The organism is Acinetobacter sp. CIP 64.7 (assembly GCF_000369745.1).
GTDB classification, from domain to species: Bacteria; Pseudomonadota; Gammaproteobacteria; order Pseudomonadales; family Moraxellaceae; genus Acinetobacter; species Acinetobacter fasciculus.
Window position 1 is genome coordinate 428,088 of record NZ_KB850179.1, and the last position, 20,686, is coordinate 448,773.

Genomic DNA, 20,686 nt, shown 5'->3' on the forward strand with positions numbered 1-20,686 from the left:
AAGATCATTTTAGATGCTCTTTTTTGAGTCATGTACTTTATAAAAATAACAAACACATCAGCTTTGGCACTGTTATTGCAAAACCAGTTTTAAATAACCAAGCAATATAATCAGGCGATTGAATAGTGCAACTTGTTGAATTTAATCAAGCATCAACAGAAGATGCGATGATCTTTTTAAAGCACTGTGTGCAAATACCCAGCTGGTCGACCGAGCTTGCCGCAAAACGTCCTTATGCATCGCTTGAGGATATTTTGAATGCAGCGCAACAACAAGCGGCGACCTGGAGTTGGGATGAGATTAAAACTGCGCTGGATAATCATCCCCGTATAGGTGAAAAACAGGCACAGGCTGAATTAAGTGAAATAGAAAAAGACTTTTCCCATCGTGAGCAATCCGGCATTACAGCAGATGACGATACCCAGCTCGCGCTGCTTAAAGGCAATCTTGCCTATGAAAAAAAATATGGGTTTATCTTTCTGATCAAAGCTGCTGGATTGAGCAGTGAAGACGTCCTTCAAGCCCTGAACTATCGTTTGCTAAATGATCCAGAGATTGAGAAACGTATTGTCCATCATCAACTGGCAGAAATTGCCTTGTCACGACTGGCTCAGGAGCTTCATGCATGATTAGCACGCATATTTTAGATACACATCTGGGAAAACCTGCGACAGACGTGGTGGTACGACTTTTTGCTGAAGACGGTCGCTTGCTTGCTGAGACAAAAACCAATACAGACGGCCGCGTCAGTGATTTTGGCATAGTCGATTTAAAAACAGGTATCTATAGTCTTGAGTTTTTTACATCTGCTTATTTTGAAGGTTTGGGTTTAGAAACTTTTTTTCCTAAAGCAGTTATTCATTTTTATGTGAAAGATGCATTCCAGCATTTTCATATTCCTTTACTGATCAGCCCATTCGCGTACTCCACATATCGCGGAAGCTGATTTTATATTTAGACTTTGAGGGTGAGAAAAATGACAGAACAAAGTAAAACAATATCACCTGAACATGAATATTTAGGTGCGGGAAAAAGTGCAGCTTACGGTTTGCAACACGTACTGACTATGTATGGCGGAATTATTGCACCACCTTTAATCGTGGGAACGGCCGCCGGCCTAGAAGCTTATCAAATTGGATTATTGATTGCAGCGGCGCTATTTGTGGGTGGTTTAGCCACAATTTTGCAAACCGTTGGGGTGAAATATATCGGCGCGAAATTACCTTTGGTACAAGGGGTTTCTTTCGCTGGCGTTGCGACGATGGTCGCGATTGTGACCACAGGCGGTGGTTTGCAAGCAGTTTACGGTGCGGTCATTGTCGCCTCATTGATCGGTTTTTTCCTCGCGCCTTATTTCTCCAAAATTATCCGTTTCTTTCCACCAGTCGTGACAGGCTGCGTCATTACTATCATTGGTTTGTCTTTATTACCTGTAGCAGTCCGCTGGATGATGGGCGGCAATCCCAAGGCACCAGAATGGGGAAGTGTCGAAAATATTGGTCTGGCACTCATGACTTTAGCTTTAGTCGTCTGCCTGAATTTGAGCCGACATGCTGCTATTCGTCGCTTGTCTATTTTACTGGCAATTGTTTTAGGTTCAGTACTGGCTTATTTATTCGGTTTTGGTGATTTCTCTAAAGTTGCGAATGGTAGCTGGATCCAGGTACCTAGCTTCTTCGCCTTTGGACTACCGACTTTTGAGCTCACAGCCATTATTTCCATGCTTATCGTGACTCTCGTGATTATGACCGAAACCACAGCAGATATCATTGCAGTGGGTGAGATTGTAGGTACCAAAGTGGATGCGGATCGTATCTCGAATGGCTTGCGTGCCGATATGTTATCGAGTGCGATGGCACCGGTTTTTGGTTCATTTATGCAAAGTGCTTTTGCGCAAAATGTCGGCTTGGTGGCGATTACCGGAATTAAAAGCCGATTTGTGGTCGCTGCGGGTGGCATGATTTTAGTCGTGTTGGGTTTACTGCCAATTATGGGACGTTTGATTGCTGCCATTCCTGTACCGGTATTAGGTGGTGCAGGTCTGGTACTTTTTGGAACAGTCGCTGCAAGCGGGATTCGTACCTTGGCTAAAATTGATTATAACGAGCAAAAAAATCTTATCATTGTTGCGACGGCTATTGCAGCCGGCATGATTCCCATTATTGATCATTCCTTTTATACCAACTTTCCAAAATGGGTGCAAACCTTGTTTCATTCGGGGATTAGCTCAACCTGCTTAATGGCCATTTTACTCAACCTGTTGTTCAATCATCTGAACCTATTTAAAAATAAAAGCACAGCGACTACAGAAATTGTGGCAAAGATTCCACATTAGAAAATTTAAACCAGGATGAAAACAGTCCAGAAAATGGGCTGTTTTTTTATCAAAAATTAAAAATGTTGGCTTTGTTTTTGCTTAATTCAGAATGTGATTCTTTCATTCCATTGGGGACCCTTATTTATGAAATTCACTCAACTTACTGCTGCAACATTACTTGTATTGGGTGCGGCATCCGCACAGGCAAAACCGATCTGGCAAGACTTCAGTGTCACCGGACTTTATGGAGAAAACTATGAGGTGGTCGATGAGAAACAGGCGACTGCGACCTTTGAATATACGGCAAAAGTAAAATATGCAGATGTCTTCTTCTTCATTGACCGTATGCGCGGTGCAGATGACTTTAAATCAAGTTATTTTGAATTTTCACCACGTTTGAGCTTGGGTGAAGTGTCGGGTCAGAAGCTTGCCTTTGGTCCGGTTAAAGATGTACTGGTTTCAACGACCTGGGAAGGTGGAGAGGGTTTTGATAACTTCCTGTACGGCGTAGGTTTCGATCTGGATATTCCATATTTCCGTTATGCCAGCATTAACCTTTATCGCGTGAATAATGAGAATATTGATGATGATTACCAGTTGACACTGACCTATGGCGTGCCAATTAAACTGGGAACTGAAGAATTTCTGGTGGATGGCTTCTTGGACTGGTCTACAGAAGAAGATACTCATGACAGCGAGATGAACTGGACCACCCAATGGAAATGGAATGTCGGTAAACACATTTCTCCAGACACCAATTTATATCTGGGGATTGAACATTCTATCTGGAACAACAAATTCGGTATCCCAAATGCCGATGAAAATAATGTCAGTGCTTTAGTGAAATATCACTTCTAGGCAAAGTGATGAAGAAATAAGTTAAAAGCCCTGATAAAAGGGCTTTTTTTAATGCGTTTAAAATACGATCTGGATGTTTTCAGGAAAAGGATGAACATCACAATTTGATCCGCTACCTATACGATCCACTACAACAAACTCGCTGGGTGCTTCAAGGGTCAATAATGGATGATGCCAGGTTCCGGCACGATAATTTATCCCTTGAGAACCATCACTGATAAATACCTGAATCTGACTAATATCGGGCTGTGTATAATCAAGTTCAGGCGCTACAACGATTAAAAATTGCTGGCCGTGCATCGGAATAAAAGCCTGTGATCCTAGAGGATGCCTTTCCAGCATTGAGATTTGAAAAGGAATTGCCGTAGCTTGCATATTTCTAAAAATACTCAGTCCGACCTTGGTGTCACTTTCTACTTCAGCCAGGGCATGATAACGCTCAGTCTGCTGCTCATTGATATGAAAATAATGATTACCCTGACAGGCAATGACTTCTCCAAAAGGCAGAAAACTTTCAGTGCTTAAAGGCTGTATTTTTATACTTTGCATAGACATATCATTGATCACTCAAGCCAATTTTCCCCAGAGACGAATCCGGCTGATGCCACCGTCCGGAATCATGTTGACACGAATATGGGAAATTTTTTCGTGTTGTAAAATTTCATTGATGTAATGATGAATATGATCCATTTGCATAGGTTGGGCTGCTAACAAAAAAGGCCAGAACATGCTTTGTGGAATGAGTTGCTCATCGGTTGCATCCTCAACATAGATGGCTTGAATAGAAACCTCTGCAGGGAAATTTCCCTTAAAATGGGCGGTATCAATTTCAATTTTCTCGATTCGGGCACTGGCGCCTAAAGCCAAAATGCACCAGTCAAATCCTGGAGCACGACGCCGTTTGGTTTCCCAGCCATCGCCCATGTTAATGCCACGTCCCGGATTAATCAGATTGCGTGGATGTCCAAAATGCGCATCGCTATAGGCAACGACACGGCCACCATGTTCTAGTGCCAAAACATCTAGCATTTGATCACTATCTTGCAGATTGATTTTTACCTGACCATAGACCTTAAAACGTGCAATCCCACCGTCAGGATAAATATTCAAACGGACATGGGTAAATATCTGCTTTGCTGAAATCTGAACAATATGATGCTGGCTGGGGCCCAAGACATTATTTTCTATAATGCTGATCCATTCTGCCTGATCAAGATTTCCATCTGGCGCATAACATGCTTGCACAGCAGCAGAGGCCGGATAATTACCGCTAAAAAAAGTCGTATCAATATCCAGTGCCTGTATTTGACCTGCAACAGCAAGTTTAATGATGGCCCAATCATAGCCCGTGTGGCGCTTGCGACGGGTTTCCCAGCCATCCATCCATTTGCCATGCTCATCAAACTTGTCTTCGATAAAGACCGGTGCCTCAAATTGCAACATGCGTTTTGCTTCAGCAAAAAACTCATCTGAACATTCAAGAATTTCTGCGCCAATTCGGGCATCTGCAAGGTTAGTTAACTGCTGTACTGGAGCAGGCAGATCAAAAATTGGAGCTAATAAGGTCGCCATCTTAAATTTCCATCATTGGTATACGTCATATGAATATGCACTTTTATAAATACAAATTTAGGTCTTCTGCCTTTATAAAAACAGGACATTGAAGGAATTTAAAAGCACAGCGTGTGCCAACTCTTGCTATTTTTTTAGTGCATTTTTTTCAGGATGGCACGTTTTTAGCATTTTAGCTGGCAATGAAGATGAAATAGCCAGGAGGAATAGATGGAGATTGCAATTATTGGGGCAGGCATGGGCGGATTAACCACAGGAATTGCACTAAAAAAGTTCGGACATCGGGTCACCATCTATGAGCAGGCAGAACAGATTTTACCTGTCGGTGCTGCAATTTCCTTGTGGTCAAACGGGGTGAAGTGTTTGAACTATCTGGGCTTAACTGAACAGGTAGCAAAGTTAGGTGGCCAGATGAATGACTTAGCCTATATCGATGGTTTGAATGGCGAGGTCATGACGCAGTTTAGTTTGGCGCCGTTAATTGAAGAAGTCGGTCAACGTCCATATCCGGTATCGCGTGCTGAATTACAAAATATGTTAATGGATGCGTTTGGCCGGCAGGATATTCAGCTCGGTAAAAGAATGGTGTCTATTGAGGATAAGGGGCAACACGTTGAAATCGGTTTTCAGGATGGCAGCACTGTTTCTGCAGCATTATTGATTGGCGCAGATGGTACCCATTCCATGACGCGTCAGTATGTATTGGGCAAACAGGTTGAACGCCGTTATGCTGGCTATGTGAACTGGAACGGACTGGTTGAGATCTCTGAAGATTTAGCGCCCGCACAGCAGTGGACCACTTTTGTCGGTGAAGGCAAACGCGCTTCACTGATGCCTGTGGCAGAGCATCGCTTTTATTTCTTCTTTGATGTGCCATTGCCCGCAGGTCTGGAGAATCAACGTTCGGAATATAAGATCTTATTAAAGCAATATTTCTCTGGCTGGTGCTCCCAGGTTCAATGCCTGATTGACAGTATTGATGAGCAGAAAACCAATCGTGTCGAAATCCATGATATTGAGCCTTTTAACCAGTTTTATAAGGGCCGTGTGGTAATTTTAGGGGATGCGGCACATAGCACCACACCGGATATCGGGCAGGGAGGTTGCCAGGCAATGGAAGATGCGATCTATCTGGCACGTGCCTTACAAATTAATACGCTAGGTCTGGAAGATGCCCTGAAACGTTATCAGAATAAACGCAATGAACGCGCCAATGAATTGCTGCTACGTGCACGTAAGCGTTGTGATGTCACGCATATGAAAGATGAGCAAATTACCAAAGACTGGTATGCAGACCTACGGAAAGAACAAGGCCCACATATTATGAAAGGCATTATTAGCAATATTGTGGGTAATCCATTGGATTAAGTCTAATTAATAGCATCACATATCGAGAAACCGCGATTTTAGCCATCGCAGTTTTTGTTATTTAAGTGGCTTTGTTGCACAAACCTATCTGTAAAGGCTTTTTCAGCGATATAATTTTCAAATGAAGAAGCCTACACACAAAATCTACCGCACAACCAATTGGCCCGCATATAACCGAGCACTCATGAGTCGCGGAAATATTGCCATTTGGTTTGATCCTGCTACGCAATGGTATGCGCCATCAAAAGGCAAACAAGGGCGAAATCAAACCTACTCCGACGCAGCTATCCAATGCTGCTTAATGATTAAATCCTTATTCCGTCTGTCTTTACGTATGGTTACTGGCTTTGTGCAAAGTCTGATTAAACTTTGCGGATTAAATTGGATAGCGCCAGACTACACTACAATTTGTAGACGACAACAGCATATTGATATTGCAATCAGCTACCAAAAAAGTAGCGATGGGCTGCATCTACTCGTAGACTCTACAGGCATGAAGTTTCTAGGTGAGGGCGAATGGAAACGCAAGAAACATGGAGCTGAATATCGTCGCCAATGGCGTAAACTACATATTGGTATAGATGCCAAAACCCTACAAATACGCGCTATTCAGCTCACAACCAATAATGTCAGTGATTCACAGGTGCTTGGTGATTTACTTAATCAGATTCCACAAGATGAGCAGATTGACTCTGTTTATACCGATGGAGCTTATGACACCAAGCAATGCCGTCAGGTCATTGCAGATCGGCAAGCACATGCGGTGATTCCACCTAGAAAAAATGCGAAACCATGGAAAGATACAAAGAGTAGCTCGCTAGAGCGAAATGAATTACTTCGAACAGTTAAACGTTTAGGCAGGACATTATGGAAAAAATGGTCAGGCTATCATCGCCGCAGTTTGGTGGAAACCAAGATGCATTGCATCAAATTATTAGGCGATAAATTAATGGCAAGAAGCTTTCCTAGTCAGGTGAATGAAATTCATGCACGTGTAGCAGTCCTCAACAGATTTACGGAATTAGGTCGACCACTTACCCAAGTTACGCCTTAAATTTGGCTCAATTAGGGGCGCTTTGCATTTCAAATCTTTGTGCAACAAAGCCTATTTAAGTATGAAAATACTACAGTTGCTGCACCTTGCTTTTTAAGGTTTCCATTTGTTCAATCATATGTTTAATCATCAACTGGGAAACGCGTGAAATTTGGCGTTTAGGCGCCACACACAAGGCAATGGTCAGCGGATGCAGCCCTTTTTCAGAGATAGGTTTAAAGACCACTTCATCTCGCTCGACATACGGTAAAACATCGAGATAACTAAAAATTCCAATCCCGGAATTCGCCTTAATGAGAGTATTCATCAGGCGTATATCATTCGATTCCGTTTTACGTGCAGGTATAAATTGATGATGTTTATACAATGCCTGTACATAATCATGAATAATCAGGGGTTCGGCCGGAATAAAATGGTTGTCATTCAAGGTATCTGAAAAATAAATCTTTTCTGCTTGAGCAAGAGGGTGTGATTTACCCATCACAAAACCTAAAGGTAGTTCCAGAAAATGGAGGACTTCAATATGTTGATGGGATTTCGGATTCAGGATCAGGCCAAAATCCAGATCTGCCTCAATCACTTTTTTGGCTACGATTTCACTGTCTGCGACCCGGATATTAAAATTAATCCAGGGATAATTTTCATACATATATTGCACGGACTGCATGACAAAACCATCATTTAAGGCAGAAATTAAACCAAATTCGATGGTCCCACGCGTAAGCCCCTGAATTTCATCAAAGCGAATCCGGGTTTGCTGGAATTCTTTTTGCCATTTTATAACATCGGCATAGAGTAATTCGCCCGCCAGTGTCAGTTTTAAACCATTGGGCAAGCGCTCAAATAACATAATTCCCAGTTCTTCTTCAGCGAGAGCAATTTGCCGATGTACTGCAGACACGGAAATGAATAATTGATCTGCGGCCTTGCGTAAACTTCCCGTTTTCGCCACCGCGATAAAATATTCTGAAAATCGGGAAAAAGGCGTATTCATCAATTTAGTCAAGCAAGTACCACCGTTTATTTATATCAATATTTGAGATAAACGTGTTTATGCGAGTTTTATGCCAAAGAAGGTAGCTTTAATCGGCAAGTACATTTGTACATGGTTGATGTGTTCTAATTTTAAGAATGAATAGTACGAATCATTCTAATAGACAGAATAACAATAAATTCAGTAATTTCAATTAGAAGCAAAGCCAAAATTGCACAGTTCTGCACTGTTCAAGGCCTGTAAAAAGAGACCATCCATAGTAAGAATATAGGTTTGATATGAACGCAATTCCAGTCATCAATTTATTCAACAAACCCTGCTATAGCCAGTTTGATGATCAGGACTGGGACATTCTGGCTCGTCACTGGTATCCGGTGGCACGGATTCAGGACGTTTCTACCCAACCGCAACAAGTGACCCTGCTTGATGTCAAACTGGCATTGTACAAAACAGAAAGTGGCGATATTCATCTGGTCCGTGATCTCTGTCCACACCGGGGTGTACCCTTAACCAAAGGCTGGGTTTCGGGTGAAAACCTGGTCTGTCCTTATCATGGTCTACACTACAATGGCCAGGGTAAATGTATCAAAATTCCTGCACAACCCGAGCTGACCAACATTTCTGAGCGTTTTTCTCTGACTAAATTTCCAGTGGTGGAAAAATATGGCTTGATCTGGACCAGTATTTTTGGCCGTGACGAAGCAAAAGCCAATTTCCCTGTTTTAGATACCTGGGAGATGCCAGATCATCAGGCAATTTTACCGCCGTTTGTGGATATTGCCGGTTCAAGTGGCCGTCAACTGGAAGGCTTTATTGATGTTGCACATTTTGCTTGGGTTCATCAGGGTTCTTTCGCAGATCCTGAAAATCAGGTTGTACCCAAATACACGACAGAACGTACAGATTACGGCCTGCATACCGAATATGTCAGCAGTGTCAGCAACTATCCACATGGTATGCAAGATTTGGCACCGGAAGGTTTTTTGTGGAAACGTGTATTTGATGTTTATCCACCGTTTTCTGCAGTACTGACTGTACATTTCCCCAAGCAGGGACAATTAAAAATTCTCAATGCCTGTTGTCCGGTTTCACATAATAAAACCCGTTTATTTGTGCCACTGACACGCAACTTCGATACCACAGGAGATTTACAGGCAGTATATGACTTCAATGCACAAATTTTTGCCGAAGATCAGGACATGGTAGAAAGCCAGAAACCTGAAGAATTACCGCTCGATATTTCCATGGAAGCGCATTTTGAAGCAGATCGCTCTTCAACGACCTATCGTCGAATCTTAGCCGAGTGGGGATTAAGTAAACGTTATGTTGTCTAATATATTTTAAAATTTAAAAATATGGATTAAACTTTAAATAGAAACCCTATATTTTAATATAGTGGTTTTTATTTATATTTTTTAAATGATCAAAATATTATTCATACCCGCTTACTCTTTAATTAAAATTGATTAATATTATCAAAATTTGGAAATTAAAATAAATCAATCCAGGCAAACCCCGATTAGCTGATTCCAACATCTTTCAATGATGAGAGAAAATAAAAATACCTGTAGAACATCATCCTTTCGGCGTATTACAAGCTAAACCTAACTATAAAAAAACTATTAATATATTTAAATATTAATGATTTATATCTAAAAAAATCCCATTCCCTCAATGAGTCTCAATACCTGATTCTATCATCTACATTTATCTTTGCTCATGAAAAATATGAAGCTCGGCAGAGTAAAACTTGAAGTGCGACATAAACCACCTAATTAATTTAAAGGGTTTATGGAGTATATAAAATTGTCATACCATCATCTTAACTTTGAAGATCGTACTGCATTAATGCTTGAGTCAAGAAAAGAAGGCTTTTCAGCCAGAAAATTTGCTGAACTCATTAAAAGACATCCTAGTACGATCTATCGTGAGCTTAAAAGAAATAGCATCAATGACGTTTATCAAGCTCAATATGCTTCTGATAACACCTTCGCTAGACGTAGACGTGGTCACAGAAAACTCAAAATCGATTCAATCCTCTGGAAATTTATTGTTGAAGCGATCCGTTGTTTATGGTCTCCTCAGCAAATAGCAAAGCGTTTAAAGACATTTCCTGATTTGGATCAAACAATGAATGTAAGCCATACAACGATTTATTCAACGATACGAGCATTACCAAAGGGTGAGTTGAAAAAAGACTTATTATCCTGTCTGCGTCATGAAAATAAAAAGCGAAAAGCTAACGGTGAACCTAAAAAAGATTCTATATTACAGGATATTAAAACTATTCATGAGCGCCCAGCCGAAGTTCAAGAAAGAAAAATACCGGGTCATTGGGAAGCTGATTTAATTAAAGGTAAAGACAATAAAAGTTCGATAGCAACACTTATTGAACGAAATACACGGCTCTGTATCTTGGCAACATTACCTGATGCAAAGGCAGAATCAGTGCGCAAGGCTTTAACTGAAGCTCTGAAATATTTACCTGCAGAACTGCGTAAAACGTTGACCTATGACCGTGGACGCGAGATGGCAGAACATAAAATACTTGAAGAAGATTTAGGCATAGATGTATATTTCTGTGACCCACATTCACCCTGGCAAAAAGGCACATGCGAAAATATGAATGGTTTAATTAGGCAATATTTACCTAAAGGGATTGATTTAAATCAGGCAGATCAGCATTATTTAAATCAAGTTGCCATGTCACTGAATACTCGTCCTAGAAAAGCGTTAGATTGGCTTACACCATTAGAGAAATTTGCTCAGCTTGTTGATTATCATAAGACTTTTCAAACTGTCGCACCTCATGTTTGAATTCGCCCTCCAATTAAAAAAGGAATGCACAAATTTAAAGCGTTTTATTTTATTGCACTACTAATAAGCAATAATAAAAATAAATCATTTTATTAAATTAAATTTTATATCAACTACAAGCTTAGTATTTATTGCTTTAATACCATTACTTTTTAATTAAATCATAAAAACAAAAATATCTTATTTTAAAACCCTATTTCTATTATTTTTATAAAAACTGGAATGCTTATTGCTAATTATATCTTGAACAGACTGAGCACATTTGCGTGAAGTCATTTTAAAGCATGTGTTGCATGACACAGAACAACCAAGAGCAGAATAGAATGAAAGAAAAAAATAGCTTGAAAACCGGATTGAAAAAATTGGTAGGGGTATTAATGGCAAGTGGTGTAATGGGCATGGCCGCTGTCGCCAATGTTCAGGCCCAAGATAAAGCCGCATTTGTTTATATTGGCCCAACCAGCGACCATGGCTGGACCTATTCTCACGATCAGGGCCGGATTAAGGCTGAAAAAACCCTCGCAGGAAAATATAAAACCTCTTATATCGAAAATGTCCCTGAAACAGCAGATGCCGAACGTGTGATCCGTAACCTGGCACAACAAGGCAATAAAGTCATTTTTGCAACCTCGTTCGGTTATATGAATGCGATGGAAAAAGTATCCAAGCAATTTCCAAATACAGTATTTATGCATGCAACCGGTTATAAGCAGGGGAAAAATTTAGGAGTGTATGATGTCCGTACCTATGAAGGCGCTTATATGCTGGGTGTGGTCGCAGGGCAAAAAACCAAAAATAATGTTTTGGGTGTAGTTGCGTCTTTTCCGATTCCTGAAGTCATCCGTAATATCAATGCCTATACCCTCGGTGCACAAAGTGTAAATCCAAAAATTAAAACCAAAGTCATTTGGGTGAATTCATGGTTTAACCCGGGCAAAGAACGTGATGCAGCCTTGGCATTGATTGCTCAAGGTGCAGATGTGCTGATGCAAAATACCGATTCTCCGGCAGTGGTACAGGCGGCTGAACAAAAAGGTGTCTTTGCTTTTGGCTGGGACTCTGACATGAGCAAATTTGGCCCTAAAGCGCATCTTGCCGCATCGGTTTTACATTGGGAAAAAATCTACACTCCAGTAATGACGCAAGTCAGCAATAAAACCTGGAAACCCAGTGCAATGTGGTATGGCGTGAAACAAAAAGCAGTCGATATTGAAAGCTTTGGTCCTTCCGTGTCGGCAGCCTCTAAAGCAAAAGCGCTCAGCGTACGTGATGGCATTTTAAAAGGCACACTGCATCCATTTACCGGCCCGATTCATAAACAGGATGGTACATTGGTCTTGGCAAAAGGCAAGCGCCTAGATGATGCGGCACTAAGTAAAATGAATTACTACGTGAAGGGCGTAGAGGGTTCATTACCGAAATAAAGCTTTGCCATTTTGCAATTAAAAATCTTTAAACACTTTGATGTACTTTTCTGCATCCATTTGCATGCCTGACAACCATCGATGGATGCTGAATTGCTACGGCATGGAATAGGGCACTGATGATGACCTCTCAACACGATAGATCTGCTCATGCGCAAGAGTTGAATGCACGTTCTTCTTCAGGTGTACCGCGTTTACAGCTCATCAATATCTGTAAAAGTTACAATTCATTGAAAGCGAATGACCAGATACATTTAACCGTTCAACCCGGACAGATTCACGCCATCTTGGGTGAAAATGGCGCCGGAAAAAGTACCCTGATGAAAATCATTTATGGGGCAACCCAGGCCAATCAGGGACAAATGCTCTGGAACGGTAAAGAAGTCAAAATTGACAATCCGTCGATGGCGAGAAAACTGGGTATTGGCATGGTCTATCAGCATTTCTCTTTATTTGAAACCTTGACCGTGGTGGAAAATATTTTGCTGGGACTGGATGAAAAGATTCATTTAAAAGTCCTGAGCCAAAAAATTATTGAAGTTTCAGAACAATATGGTTTACCCATTGATCCACGCCGCGAAGTACATTCTTTATCGGTAGGTGAGCGGCAACGTGTCGAAATTATTCGCTGCCTTTTGCAAAATCCCGCTTTAATCATTTTAGATGAACCGACTTCAGTATTGACACCACAAGCGGTACGGCAACTGTTTAAAACTTTACGGTTATTGGCCTCCCAAGGCGTTTCAATTTTATATATCAGTCATAAATTACACGAGATCAAAGAACTCTGTGATGAAGCGACCATCTTACGCAATGGCCGTGTCACCGGAAATGTTAATCCCAAAGACAACAGTACCAGTGATTTAGCACGCTTAATGATTGGCCGTGATTTACCGACCTATGTACGCCCTGAATATACAGGTGAAAAACAGATATTATTCCAGGTTGAGAATCTCAATTACCAGTCCGACGACCCATTTGGTGTGTCGCTGAAAAATATCAATTTAAATATTTTTGCCGGTGAAATTGTAGGAATTGCCGGGATTTCTGGCAATGGGCAAGCAGAATTACTGTCTTTATTGTCGGGTGAAAATAGCCTGAAACATGGCCGGATGGTTCTGGATCAAATCGATATTTCCCGATTCAGTTCTGGACAACGGCGTGATTTGGGCCTGGGCTTTGTCCCTGAAGAACGTCTGGGCCGAGGAGCAGTCCCGAACATGACACTGTCCCAGAATGCCTTGCTGACCGCATTTCGGCAGAACCTGACGCAATGGGGATTAATCAAGTTTGCACAATGTAAGCTTTTTGCCGAGCACTGTATTGAAAAATTCGGGGTGAAAGCCAGTGGCCCAGAGGCAGAAGCACGTTCCTTGTCCGGTGGAAATCTACAAAAATTTATTGTCGGCCGGGAAATTTTGCAAAACCCGAAATTCCTGATTGTGGCTCAACCGACCTGGGGCGTTGATGTGGGCGCGTCCATGTTTATCCGGCAAACCCTGATCGATCTCTCTCGACAAGGTGTTGCCATTTTGGTGATTTCAGAAGAATTAGAAGAGCTGTTTGAAATCAGTGATCGTCTCTGTGTCTTGGCCAATGGTGAACTATCTCCAGCGATACCTACTCATGAAACCAATACTGAAAATGTTGGAATCTTGATGTCAGGCATTCCAGGCCATGACACTGCCATCATAGTAGAGGAGCAGCAAGCTCATGCTTAATATAACAAAAAAACAAATATACAGGTTGAGAGGAGAGCGACATGCATTTACTGGAACCGCGTGAACATCCCTCTCAAATCATGAAGTGGCTTTCACCGCTCATTGCGCTGCTAGCCATGCTGATTGTCGGTAGTATTCTGTTTTTAATGTTGGGGATTAATCCCGCGCAAGCCATGTACATCTTCTTTATTGAACCGCTGACATCGTCTTATGGTTGGAGTGAACTGGCAGTCAAAGCCGGACCTCTGATTCTGATTGCCTTGGGGCTGACGGTCGGATTTCGAGCCAAATTATTCAATATCGGTGCTGAAGGTCAGCTCACCATGGGCGCGATTTTTGGCGGTGGTATTGCGATTTTATTTCATGATCACATCGGCTGGTGGATTCTCCCGTTAATGATCGTTATGGGCGCACTTGGTGGGGCACTCTGGGGTGCAATTCCTGCCTTACTGAAAACCCATTTTAATGCTGAAGAAACCCTGACCACCCTGATGATGAATTATGTCGCAGTATGTGTGTTGCTATACCTGGTCAATGGTCCCTGGCGTGATCCGGAAGGGATGAACTTCCCTCAATCGGTGGTTTTTAGTGAGAGTGCGACGCTGCCATTTATTGTAGAAGGCACACGCATTAATACCTCTATTTTTGTCACTTTTTTTGCAGTCCTTCTGTTCTGGGTTTTTATGCGTAAAAGTCTGACGGCCTATAAACTGGAAGTCAGCGGTCAGGCACCTTTAGCTGCCAAATACGCAGGTTTTTCTTCCTCCAAAGCTATCTGGATGAGTCTGGTGATTTCCGGAATGATGGCAGGTATTGCCGGAATCTGTGAAGTGGCTGGACCTATTGGTCAGCTGAATCCGAACCTGTCCCCAGGTTATGGCTATGCAGCGATTATCGTGGCCTATCTAGGGCGTTTAAACCCAATCGGTATTGTGCTGTCAGGCTGTTTTATGGCGCTGATTTATCTGGGCGGTGAAATGGCACAAATGCAGCTACAGCTTCCGGTCGCGATTACCGGTATTTTCCAGGGGCTGCTGTTGTTTTTCCTGCTGGCTTCCGATGCATTAATTGAAAACCGTTACCGGTTTAGCAAAAAAATGGCGTCACCGGTCCCTCAGCCCACAGCAACTACCCTTTAACCCAATGTTGTCTACAGCAAAAGGAAGCATGATATGGCTTTAGAAATAACTGCAATTCTTGCAGGTACTGTTGCAGCAGCAACACCACTGATTTTCGCAGGTCTGGGGGAATTGGTCACACAGCGGACAGGTGTGATTAATCTTGGAGTAGAAGGGATGATGCTGGTCGGTGCAATTGCAGGTTTTGCTTTTGCTGCGCAATATGATGCCAGTGTATTAAGTGCCTTATTGATGGGTGGTCTGGCAGGCATGCTGATGGCCCTGATTTTTGCCTTTTTTACCTTGTCTTTAAGTACCAATCAATCCGCGTGCGGTTTGGCTTTAACCATTTTTGGACTCGGTATCTCTGCATTTTTGGGACAGAACTACGTCAGTATGGCTTTACCGGGTCTGGCTAATTTTAATATTCCACTATTAGCGGATATTCCAGTATTGGGTCCGATTTTGTTCCAGCAAAACTATGTGGTGTATTTGTCGATTTTGGCATTTTTTGCCGTTTGGCTGGTGCTGGCCAAAACCCGTTTGGGCTTATTGCTTAAAGCAGTTGGAGAATCACCGGAAAGTGCGCACGCCATGGGTTATCACGTGTTGGCGATTCGTTATGGCGCAGTACTATTTGGCGGTTTGATGGCAGGAGTTGGCGGAGCATTTCTATCAACCGTCTATACCCCGATGTGGATTGAAAATATGGTCGCAGGCCGCGGCTGGATTGCCATTGCACTGGTAGTATTTGCGGTGTGGAAACCAACACGTTTAATGCTCGGCGCTTACCTGTTTGGGGGCGTAACCATTTTGCAATTTCACGCCCAGGCGCTTGGAATCAAGGTTCCGAACGAGCTGCTTGCCGCATTGCCCTATATAGCCACCATTGTGGTACTGGTCATGATTTCACGGAATAAAAAAGTACTCAAAATGAATTTGCCATCTTCTTTAGGCAAAACCTTCGTGCCATAACCGCAGCCATTCATCATAAATAGAATAGATTTGAGTATAAATCATGAAAATTTTAACAGCTTCCTATGTCCTTACCATGAATGCGCAGAATGAATGTATTAAAAATGGCGCGATACTGATTGAGGGCGACCAAATAAAAGCAGTGGGTACATTGGCACAGTTAACTCAATGCTATCCAGAGGTGCTCATTGAAGATTACCCACAAAAGATCCTGATGCCGGGCTTGATCAATACCCATTGTCATTCCGGTTTATTGCATGGTACGGCTGAAGGATTACCGGTTTGGGATTGGTTACAGCAGTATATTGACCCGATGCACCGGGTGTTGACACCAGAGGATGCGAAAATCGCCTCCTATTTATGTTATGCCGAGGCACTATTGTCGGGAACGACCACCATCGTTGATATGTGGCGTTATATGGACGGAAGTGCTGAAGCTGCGCAAGCATTGGGAATTCGTGCCGTTCTCGTACCCTATGTCGCAGAGCATCCGGATCACAATTATTTTGAAACCTTAAAAAGTAATGAGGCTTTAATCAACCGTTGGCATCAGCAGGCGAATGGACGTATTCAGGTTTGGGTAGGTTTAGAGCACCTGTTTTATGCTGAAGCTTCAGCATTAAGCCGTATTGAGAAACTTTGTCAGGATTATCAAACCGGTTTTCATACTCATAGCAATGAAAGCCAATTTGATGTACAGGAAAACCTGCGCCGTTCAGGTATTCGCCCAATTGAGAGTCTGCAAAAACTGGGCTTGCTAGATCTGCCTAAAACTTTGTTGGCACATTGCGTCTGGACAGATGCAAATGAAATTCAGATTTTAAGGCGACATGCGGTAGGGGTTGCGCACAATCCTATTTCCAACATGAAGTTGGCTTCCGGTGCAGCGCCTGTCGTTGAAATGCTACGTCAAGGCGTTGCGGTGGGTTTGGGTACTGACGGAGAAAAAGAAAACAATAACCTGGATCTATTTGAAGAAATGAAAACGGCATCATTGCTGGCCAAATTTTCTTCGCTGGATGCGGCCGCCCTGGATGCCTGGTCAGTCTGTCAAATGGCTACGATTACAGGAGCTAAAGCCTTGGGTATGCAAGATGAAATTGGTTCATTGGAAGTCGGCAAACAGGCCGACCTGATTGCGGTGAAACTGGATACACCGCGGATGATGCCGTTGATTGATCATAGAAAATTATTTAATTTGCATACCAATTTAGTCCATGCAGTTCAAGGCCAAGATGTCGTGATGACGATGGTGGCGGGACAGACTGTGGTTAAAAATGGCCGTTTGATCAATGCCGATTTACACGCTCTAATTGATCAAGTGAATCAGGCGGCGCCACGCTTGTTTGAACGTCGTGATCAGTGGTTTGCAAAGCAGGGGCAAACGGTGAATGAATTACAGCGGGAAGAATTTTAAGATTTACGTGGGGGTTGAGGTTATTCATTGATAGTGGGGTGACCTCAGACGCCTTTCTAACGAATGATTTAAATGAAATTAAACAGAGTGAATAGACTGATATTTTCTAATCTTTAGATGAGTTTCATTCACTTCTAAATTGCATCTAATAAGCTATAAAACCATTCTTTGAATTTACCCCTTTGCATCTCTATATTGGGGTGATAGGAGCTGTAGCGGTCAGCCTGTTCTGTGTGTATAGCCTGTTTCAACAAAAACAAGATATTGGATCTACCACTGAACTGGCTTTTTTGATGACTTATATCATTGGCGCTATTTGTGTGTGGAATATCCCACTGGCTGCAGGGATGGCGGTTCTACTCACGATTATCCTGATGGGCAAACAGACATTGCATCAATTTGCCGGAAAAACGATCCAAAGCTATGAGTTAAGAGATGGCTTACTTTTATTGGCTTTGATATTGATTGCGTTGCCGGTCATGCCCAATAAGCCCTTGTGGGGCGCCGTACTGAATCCCTATATCATCCTTAAACTACTCATTTTAATCTTGATTGTGCAGTCCATGGCACATGTGGCAAAACGAATCCTATCCAATGATAAGGCTCTCATTTTATCTGCCTTAGCCTCGGGATTTGTCTCCAGTACGGCCACGATTGCCAGTTTGGGCATGCAAGTCCGATCCGGGCGGGCCAGTGCAAAATTAAATGCAGGCGCCGGATTGATCTCCTGTATTGCCACCTTATTACAGCTCTTGCTGATTGTTCTGGGAGTGAGCGTAGAGTGGTTCAAGTTCCTGCTGATTCCGAGTTTGGTGGGGGATCGGAATTTTATGTATTGCAGCCGGATTCTTGATTTATCGAACTCCCCAAGCGGACAACAGTACGACCATCAATGAAATACAAGAAATTGATAGCCGAATGTTCAGTATCAAAGAAGCGGTGATTATTGCGGTCAGTTTGACCTTAATCCAGGCTGGGATTTACGGCGCGAATCTTTTACTGGGAGATAGCGGCTTAATCTTAGGTACTTTTTTAGCCTCTTTATTTGAAGTGCATGCTGCTGTAGCAGGTGTAGTGATACAGGGAAATCCTCATAACCTGACTTTAATTTATGCTGTCATGATTGGACTTGCGGCACATGCGGTGTCTAAAAGTATCAATTCTTTTGTGACTGGGGGATGGAAGTTTTTTCTGTATTTTGCGCCTAGCCAAATTCTACATATGTTAGGACTTATCTTTATTCTTCTGAGTTTGAAATAAAAGGGAGCTGGTTTGCATATATTATAAAATGATCCAGTCATTTTAAGCCATTTTTAAGTTTCAGATTCTAGGCTAAAGCATCTTAAAGTCTTTGAGCCACGGATCATGCTGAAGCTGTTTTCCCATTCGTCTTTTTTTAGTCAGCGACCTAAAAAGTCGATTAGTCTTTCAGGCTTCAATATGTTGCTCGCTATTTGGCTAGGACTGATCTTAAACTTTGCTTTCTATCAGAAAATTCATGAATTTACGCCTTATGCCAATCTGAAAGCAGGTCTGTTACTGGCCGCCACGGCATTGATCATCATTGCCTTTTACAACTTGGTATTACAGTGGCTGAACTGGAAATGGAACGCCAAAATACTGGCCAGTGTCCTGATCATTCTGGGTGGTTTTAGTGCTTATTTTGTCAATAGTCTGGGGGTCGTTATTACGCCTGACCAGATCCAGAATATGCTGCAAACTGATGCCCGTGAAGTCCGTGATCTTTGGTCAATGCGACTGATCATCTGGACACTGGTCTTTGTAATATTTCCACTCGGCATCGTCTGGATGCTTCAAATTCAGCCTACATCGACTGGGCATCAGCTGGTGCATAAAAGCCTGAGCAGTGTAGTCTCACTCGGACTGATTCTAGGTTTATTGTTCTGCTTCTATGTCGACTATGCAGCCATCTTCAGAGAGCACCGTGATCTGAAGGGAATGCTTTCTCCACAAAATAGCATCGCGTCCACCTTATCCTATTATAAAAAGAAAGCACCTAAAGCGAATTTACCTTTGGTGGCTTTTGGCGAAGATGCTCATCTGTTACAGCAGGCCCAAATGCAGGAGCATCCTAAATTAATGGTGCTAGTTGTTGGAGAAACTGCACGTGCCGAGAGTTTTGCTTTAAATGGCTATGCGCGCAATACCAATCCTGAACTGAGCAAGTTAGCGGTGATTAATTTTAGTCAAGTCAGTTCCTGTGGCACAGCAACTGCCGTTTCAGTCCCGTGTATGTTTTCGGGCATGTCACGTGAAACCTATGATGAACAGCTCGCCAGCCACCGAGAAGGTTTGCTGGATATTGCCCAGCGCGCCGGATATCAGGTGACCTGGATTGATAATAACTCAGGCTGTAAAGGTGCCTGTGACCGGGTACAAAAGTATCAGATTCCGGCACAACTGAAACAGAAGTGGTGTGATGCCGGTGGTGAATGTTTTGATGAAATTCTGGTAGATAGCCTGAAAGATTATCTGGCGCATCTGGATAAAAATAACCCGAAACCGCAGTTAATTGTACTGCATCAGATGGGCAGTCATGGGCCGGCATATTTCAAGCGTTCCAAAGCGCCGTATCAGCCATTTCAGCCGACCTGTAATAGCAATGCCATTCAGGGCTGTAGTACAGAAGAATTAAAAAATAGCTATGATAATTCGATTGTATATACAGACCATGTCCTTGCTCAAATCATTGAAACTTTAAAGCAGCAGACTCAATATCAGACCGGTTTCTGGTACCTGTCTGATCATGGAGAATCCACCGGAGAGCATGGTTTATACCTGCATGGTGCTCCTTATAGCATGGCGCCCACTCAGCAAACCCATGTCCCGATGCTGATGTGGTTCTCCGATGCCTGGAAGCAGCAGAATATCCAGCAGATCAGCTGTCTCAAAGGACAGACCAACCAAGCCCGTAGTCAGGATCATCTTTTCCCCAGCTTATTAAGCTTGCTGGATATAAAAACGCAAGTGACTGAAGCTAAAAATGATATGCTTGCACAATGCTCACCATTATTAAAGAACAGAGCTTGA

General features: G+C 42.6%; 17 protein-coding genes and 1 pseudogene. 15 read left to right on the plus strand and 3 right to left on the minus strand.

Annotation, left to right across the window (positions count from 1 at the left end; genetic code table 11):
- The first annotated feature begins 125 nt into the window (after positions 1–125).
- From uraD to F890_RS08355, 4 genes are all read left to right on the plus strand, one after another.
- Positions 126–629: a 2-oxo-4-hydroxy-4-carboxy-5-ureidoimidazoline decarboxylase gene (gene uraD / locus F890_RS08340; protein WP_004280259.1), complete on the plus strand. Its 504-nt coding sequence runs from the start codon at positions 126–128 to the stop codon at positions 627–629.
- Entirely contained in the window at positions 626–946 is a 321-nt protein-coding gene (gene uraH / locus F890_RS08345; protein WP_004280258.1) for a hydroxyisourate hydrolase, read from the plus strand. The genes uraD and uraH overlap by 4 nt, the downstream gene beginning before the upstream one ends.
- Before the next feature lie 30 nt (positions 947–976).
- Positions 977–2,335 (plus strand): nucleobase:cation symporter-2 family protein, encoded by a 1,359-nt coding sequence (locus F890_RS08350; RefSeq protein WP_005100398.1) that lies wholly within the window; start codon positions 977–979, stop codon positions 2,333–2,335.
- A gap of 126 nt (positions 2,336–2,461) precedes the next feature.
- Positions 2,462–3,175 (plus strand): outer membrane protein OmpK, encoded by a 714-nt coding sequence (locus F890_RS08355; protein WP_004280255.1) that lies wholly within the window; start codon positions 2,462–2,464, stop codon positions 3,173–3,175.
- A gap of 57 nt (positions 3,176–3,232) precedes the next feature.
- Here the strand turns inward: F890_RS08355 and F890_RS08360 are convergent, their stop codons facing one another.
- Entirely contained in the window at positions 3,233–3,730 is a 498-nt protein-coding gene (locus F890_RS08360) for an ureidoglycolate lyase (RefSeq protein ID WP_004646920.1), read from the minus strand.
- 12 nt (positions 3,731–3,742) lie between these two features.
- Positions 3,743–4,747, minus strand: a complete 1,005-nt coding sequence (alc, locus tag F890_RS08365) for an allantoicase (RefSeq protein WP_004280253.1) — start codon at positions 4,745–4,747, stop codon at positions 3,743–3,745.
- 210 nt (positions 4,748–4,957) lie between these two features.
- On the opposite strand from alc, the gene hpxO reads away from it, so the two are divergent.
- Complete coding sequence (hpxO, locus tag F890_RS08370) at positions 4,958–6,115, plus strand: FAD-dependent urate hydroxylase HpxO (protein WP_004280252.1); 1,158 nt, start codon at positions 4,958–4,960, stop codon at positions 6,113–6,115.
- A 121-nt stretch (positions 6,116–6,236) separates the two neighbouring features.
- Complete coding sequence (locus F890_RS08375; RefSeq protein ID WP_080631276.1) at positions 6,237–7,169, plus strand: IS5-like element IS17 family transposase; 933 nt, start codon at positions 6,237–6,239, stop codon at positions 7,167–7,169.
- Positions 7,170–7,239: 70 nt separating this feature from the next.
- Here the strand turns inward: F890_RS08375 and F890_RS08380 are convergent, their stop codons facing one another.
- Positions 7,240–8,163 (minus strand): LysR family transcriptional regulator, encoded by a 924-nt coding sequence (locus F890_RS08380; protein ID WP_004280251.1) that lies wholly within the window; start codon positions 8,161–8,163, stop codon positions 7,240–7,242.
- 278 nt (positions 8,164–8,441) lie between these two features.
- Here F890_RS08380 and F890_RS08385 point away from each other — a divergent pair, with 278 nt between their 5' ends.
- From F890_RS08385 to F890_RS08430, 9 genes and pseudogenes are all read left to right on the plus strand, one after another.
- Complete coding sequence (locus F890_RS08385; RefSeq protein WP_004280250.1) at positions 8,442–9,497, plus strand: aromatic ring-hydroxylating oxygenase subunit alpha; 1,056 nt, start codon at positions 8,442–8,444, stop codon at positions 9,495–9,497.
- A gap of 514 nt (positions 9,498–10,011) precedes the next feature.
- Complete coding sequence (locus F890_RS08390) at positions 10,012–10,980, plus strand: IS30 family transposase (RefSeq protein ID WP_081398964.1); 969 nt, start codon at positions 10,012–10,014, stop codon at positions 10,978–10,980.
- Positions 10,981–11,303: 323 nt separating this feature from the next.
- On the plus strand, positions 11,304–12,404 hold the full coding sequence (locus F890_RS08395; protein ID WP_005100402.1) for a BMP family ABC transporter substrate-binding protein: 1,101 nt from the start codon (positions 11,304–11,306) through the stop codon (positions 12,402–12,404).
- Between the two features lie 119 nt (positions 12,405–12,523).
- The gene (locus F890_RS08400) at positions 12,524–14,125 is read left to right on the plus strand and encodes an ABC transporter ATP-binding protein (protein ID WP_004729773.1); all 1,602 of its coding nucleotides are present in this window, start codon (positions 12,524–12,526) and stop codon (positions 14,123–14,125) included.
- A gap of 41 nt (positions 14,126–14,166) precedes the next feature.
- A complete protein-coding gene (locus F890_RS08405) occupies positions 14,167–15,264 on the plus strand; it encodes an ABC transporter permease (protein ID WP_004280247.1) in 1,098 nt (365 codons plus the stop codon).
- Between the two features lie 33 nt (positions 15,265–15,297).
- Positions 15,298–16,218 carry an ABC transporter permease gene (locus tag F890_RS08410; RefSeq protein ID WP_004280246.1) on the plus strand — a complete coding sequence of 307 codons (921 nt, stop codon included), beginning with the start codon at positions 15,298–15,300 and terminating at the stop codon, positions 16,216–16,218.
- Between the two features lie 43 nt (positions 16,219–16,261).
- Positions 16,262–17,635: an amidohydrolase family protein gene (locus tag F890_RS08415; protein WP_005262984.1), complete on the plus strand. Its 1,374-nt coding sequence runs from the start codon at positions 16,262–16,264 to the stop codon at positions 17,633–17,635.
- 188 nt (positions 17,636–17,823) lie between these two features.
- A pseudogene (locus tag F890_RS08420) lies at positions 17,824–18,895 on the plus strand (DUF4010 domain-containing protein); the annotation flags it as partial.
- Positions 18,896–19,000: 105 nt separating this feature from the next.
- On the plus strand, positions 19,001–20,686 hold the full coding sequence (locus F890_RS08430) for a phosphoethanolamine transferase (protein WP_005266448.1): 1,686 nt from the start codon (positions 19,001–19,003) through the stop codon (positions 20,684–20,686).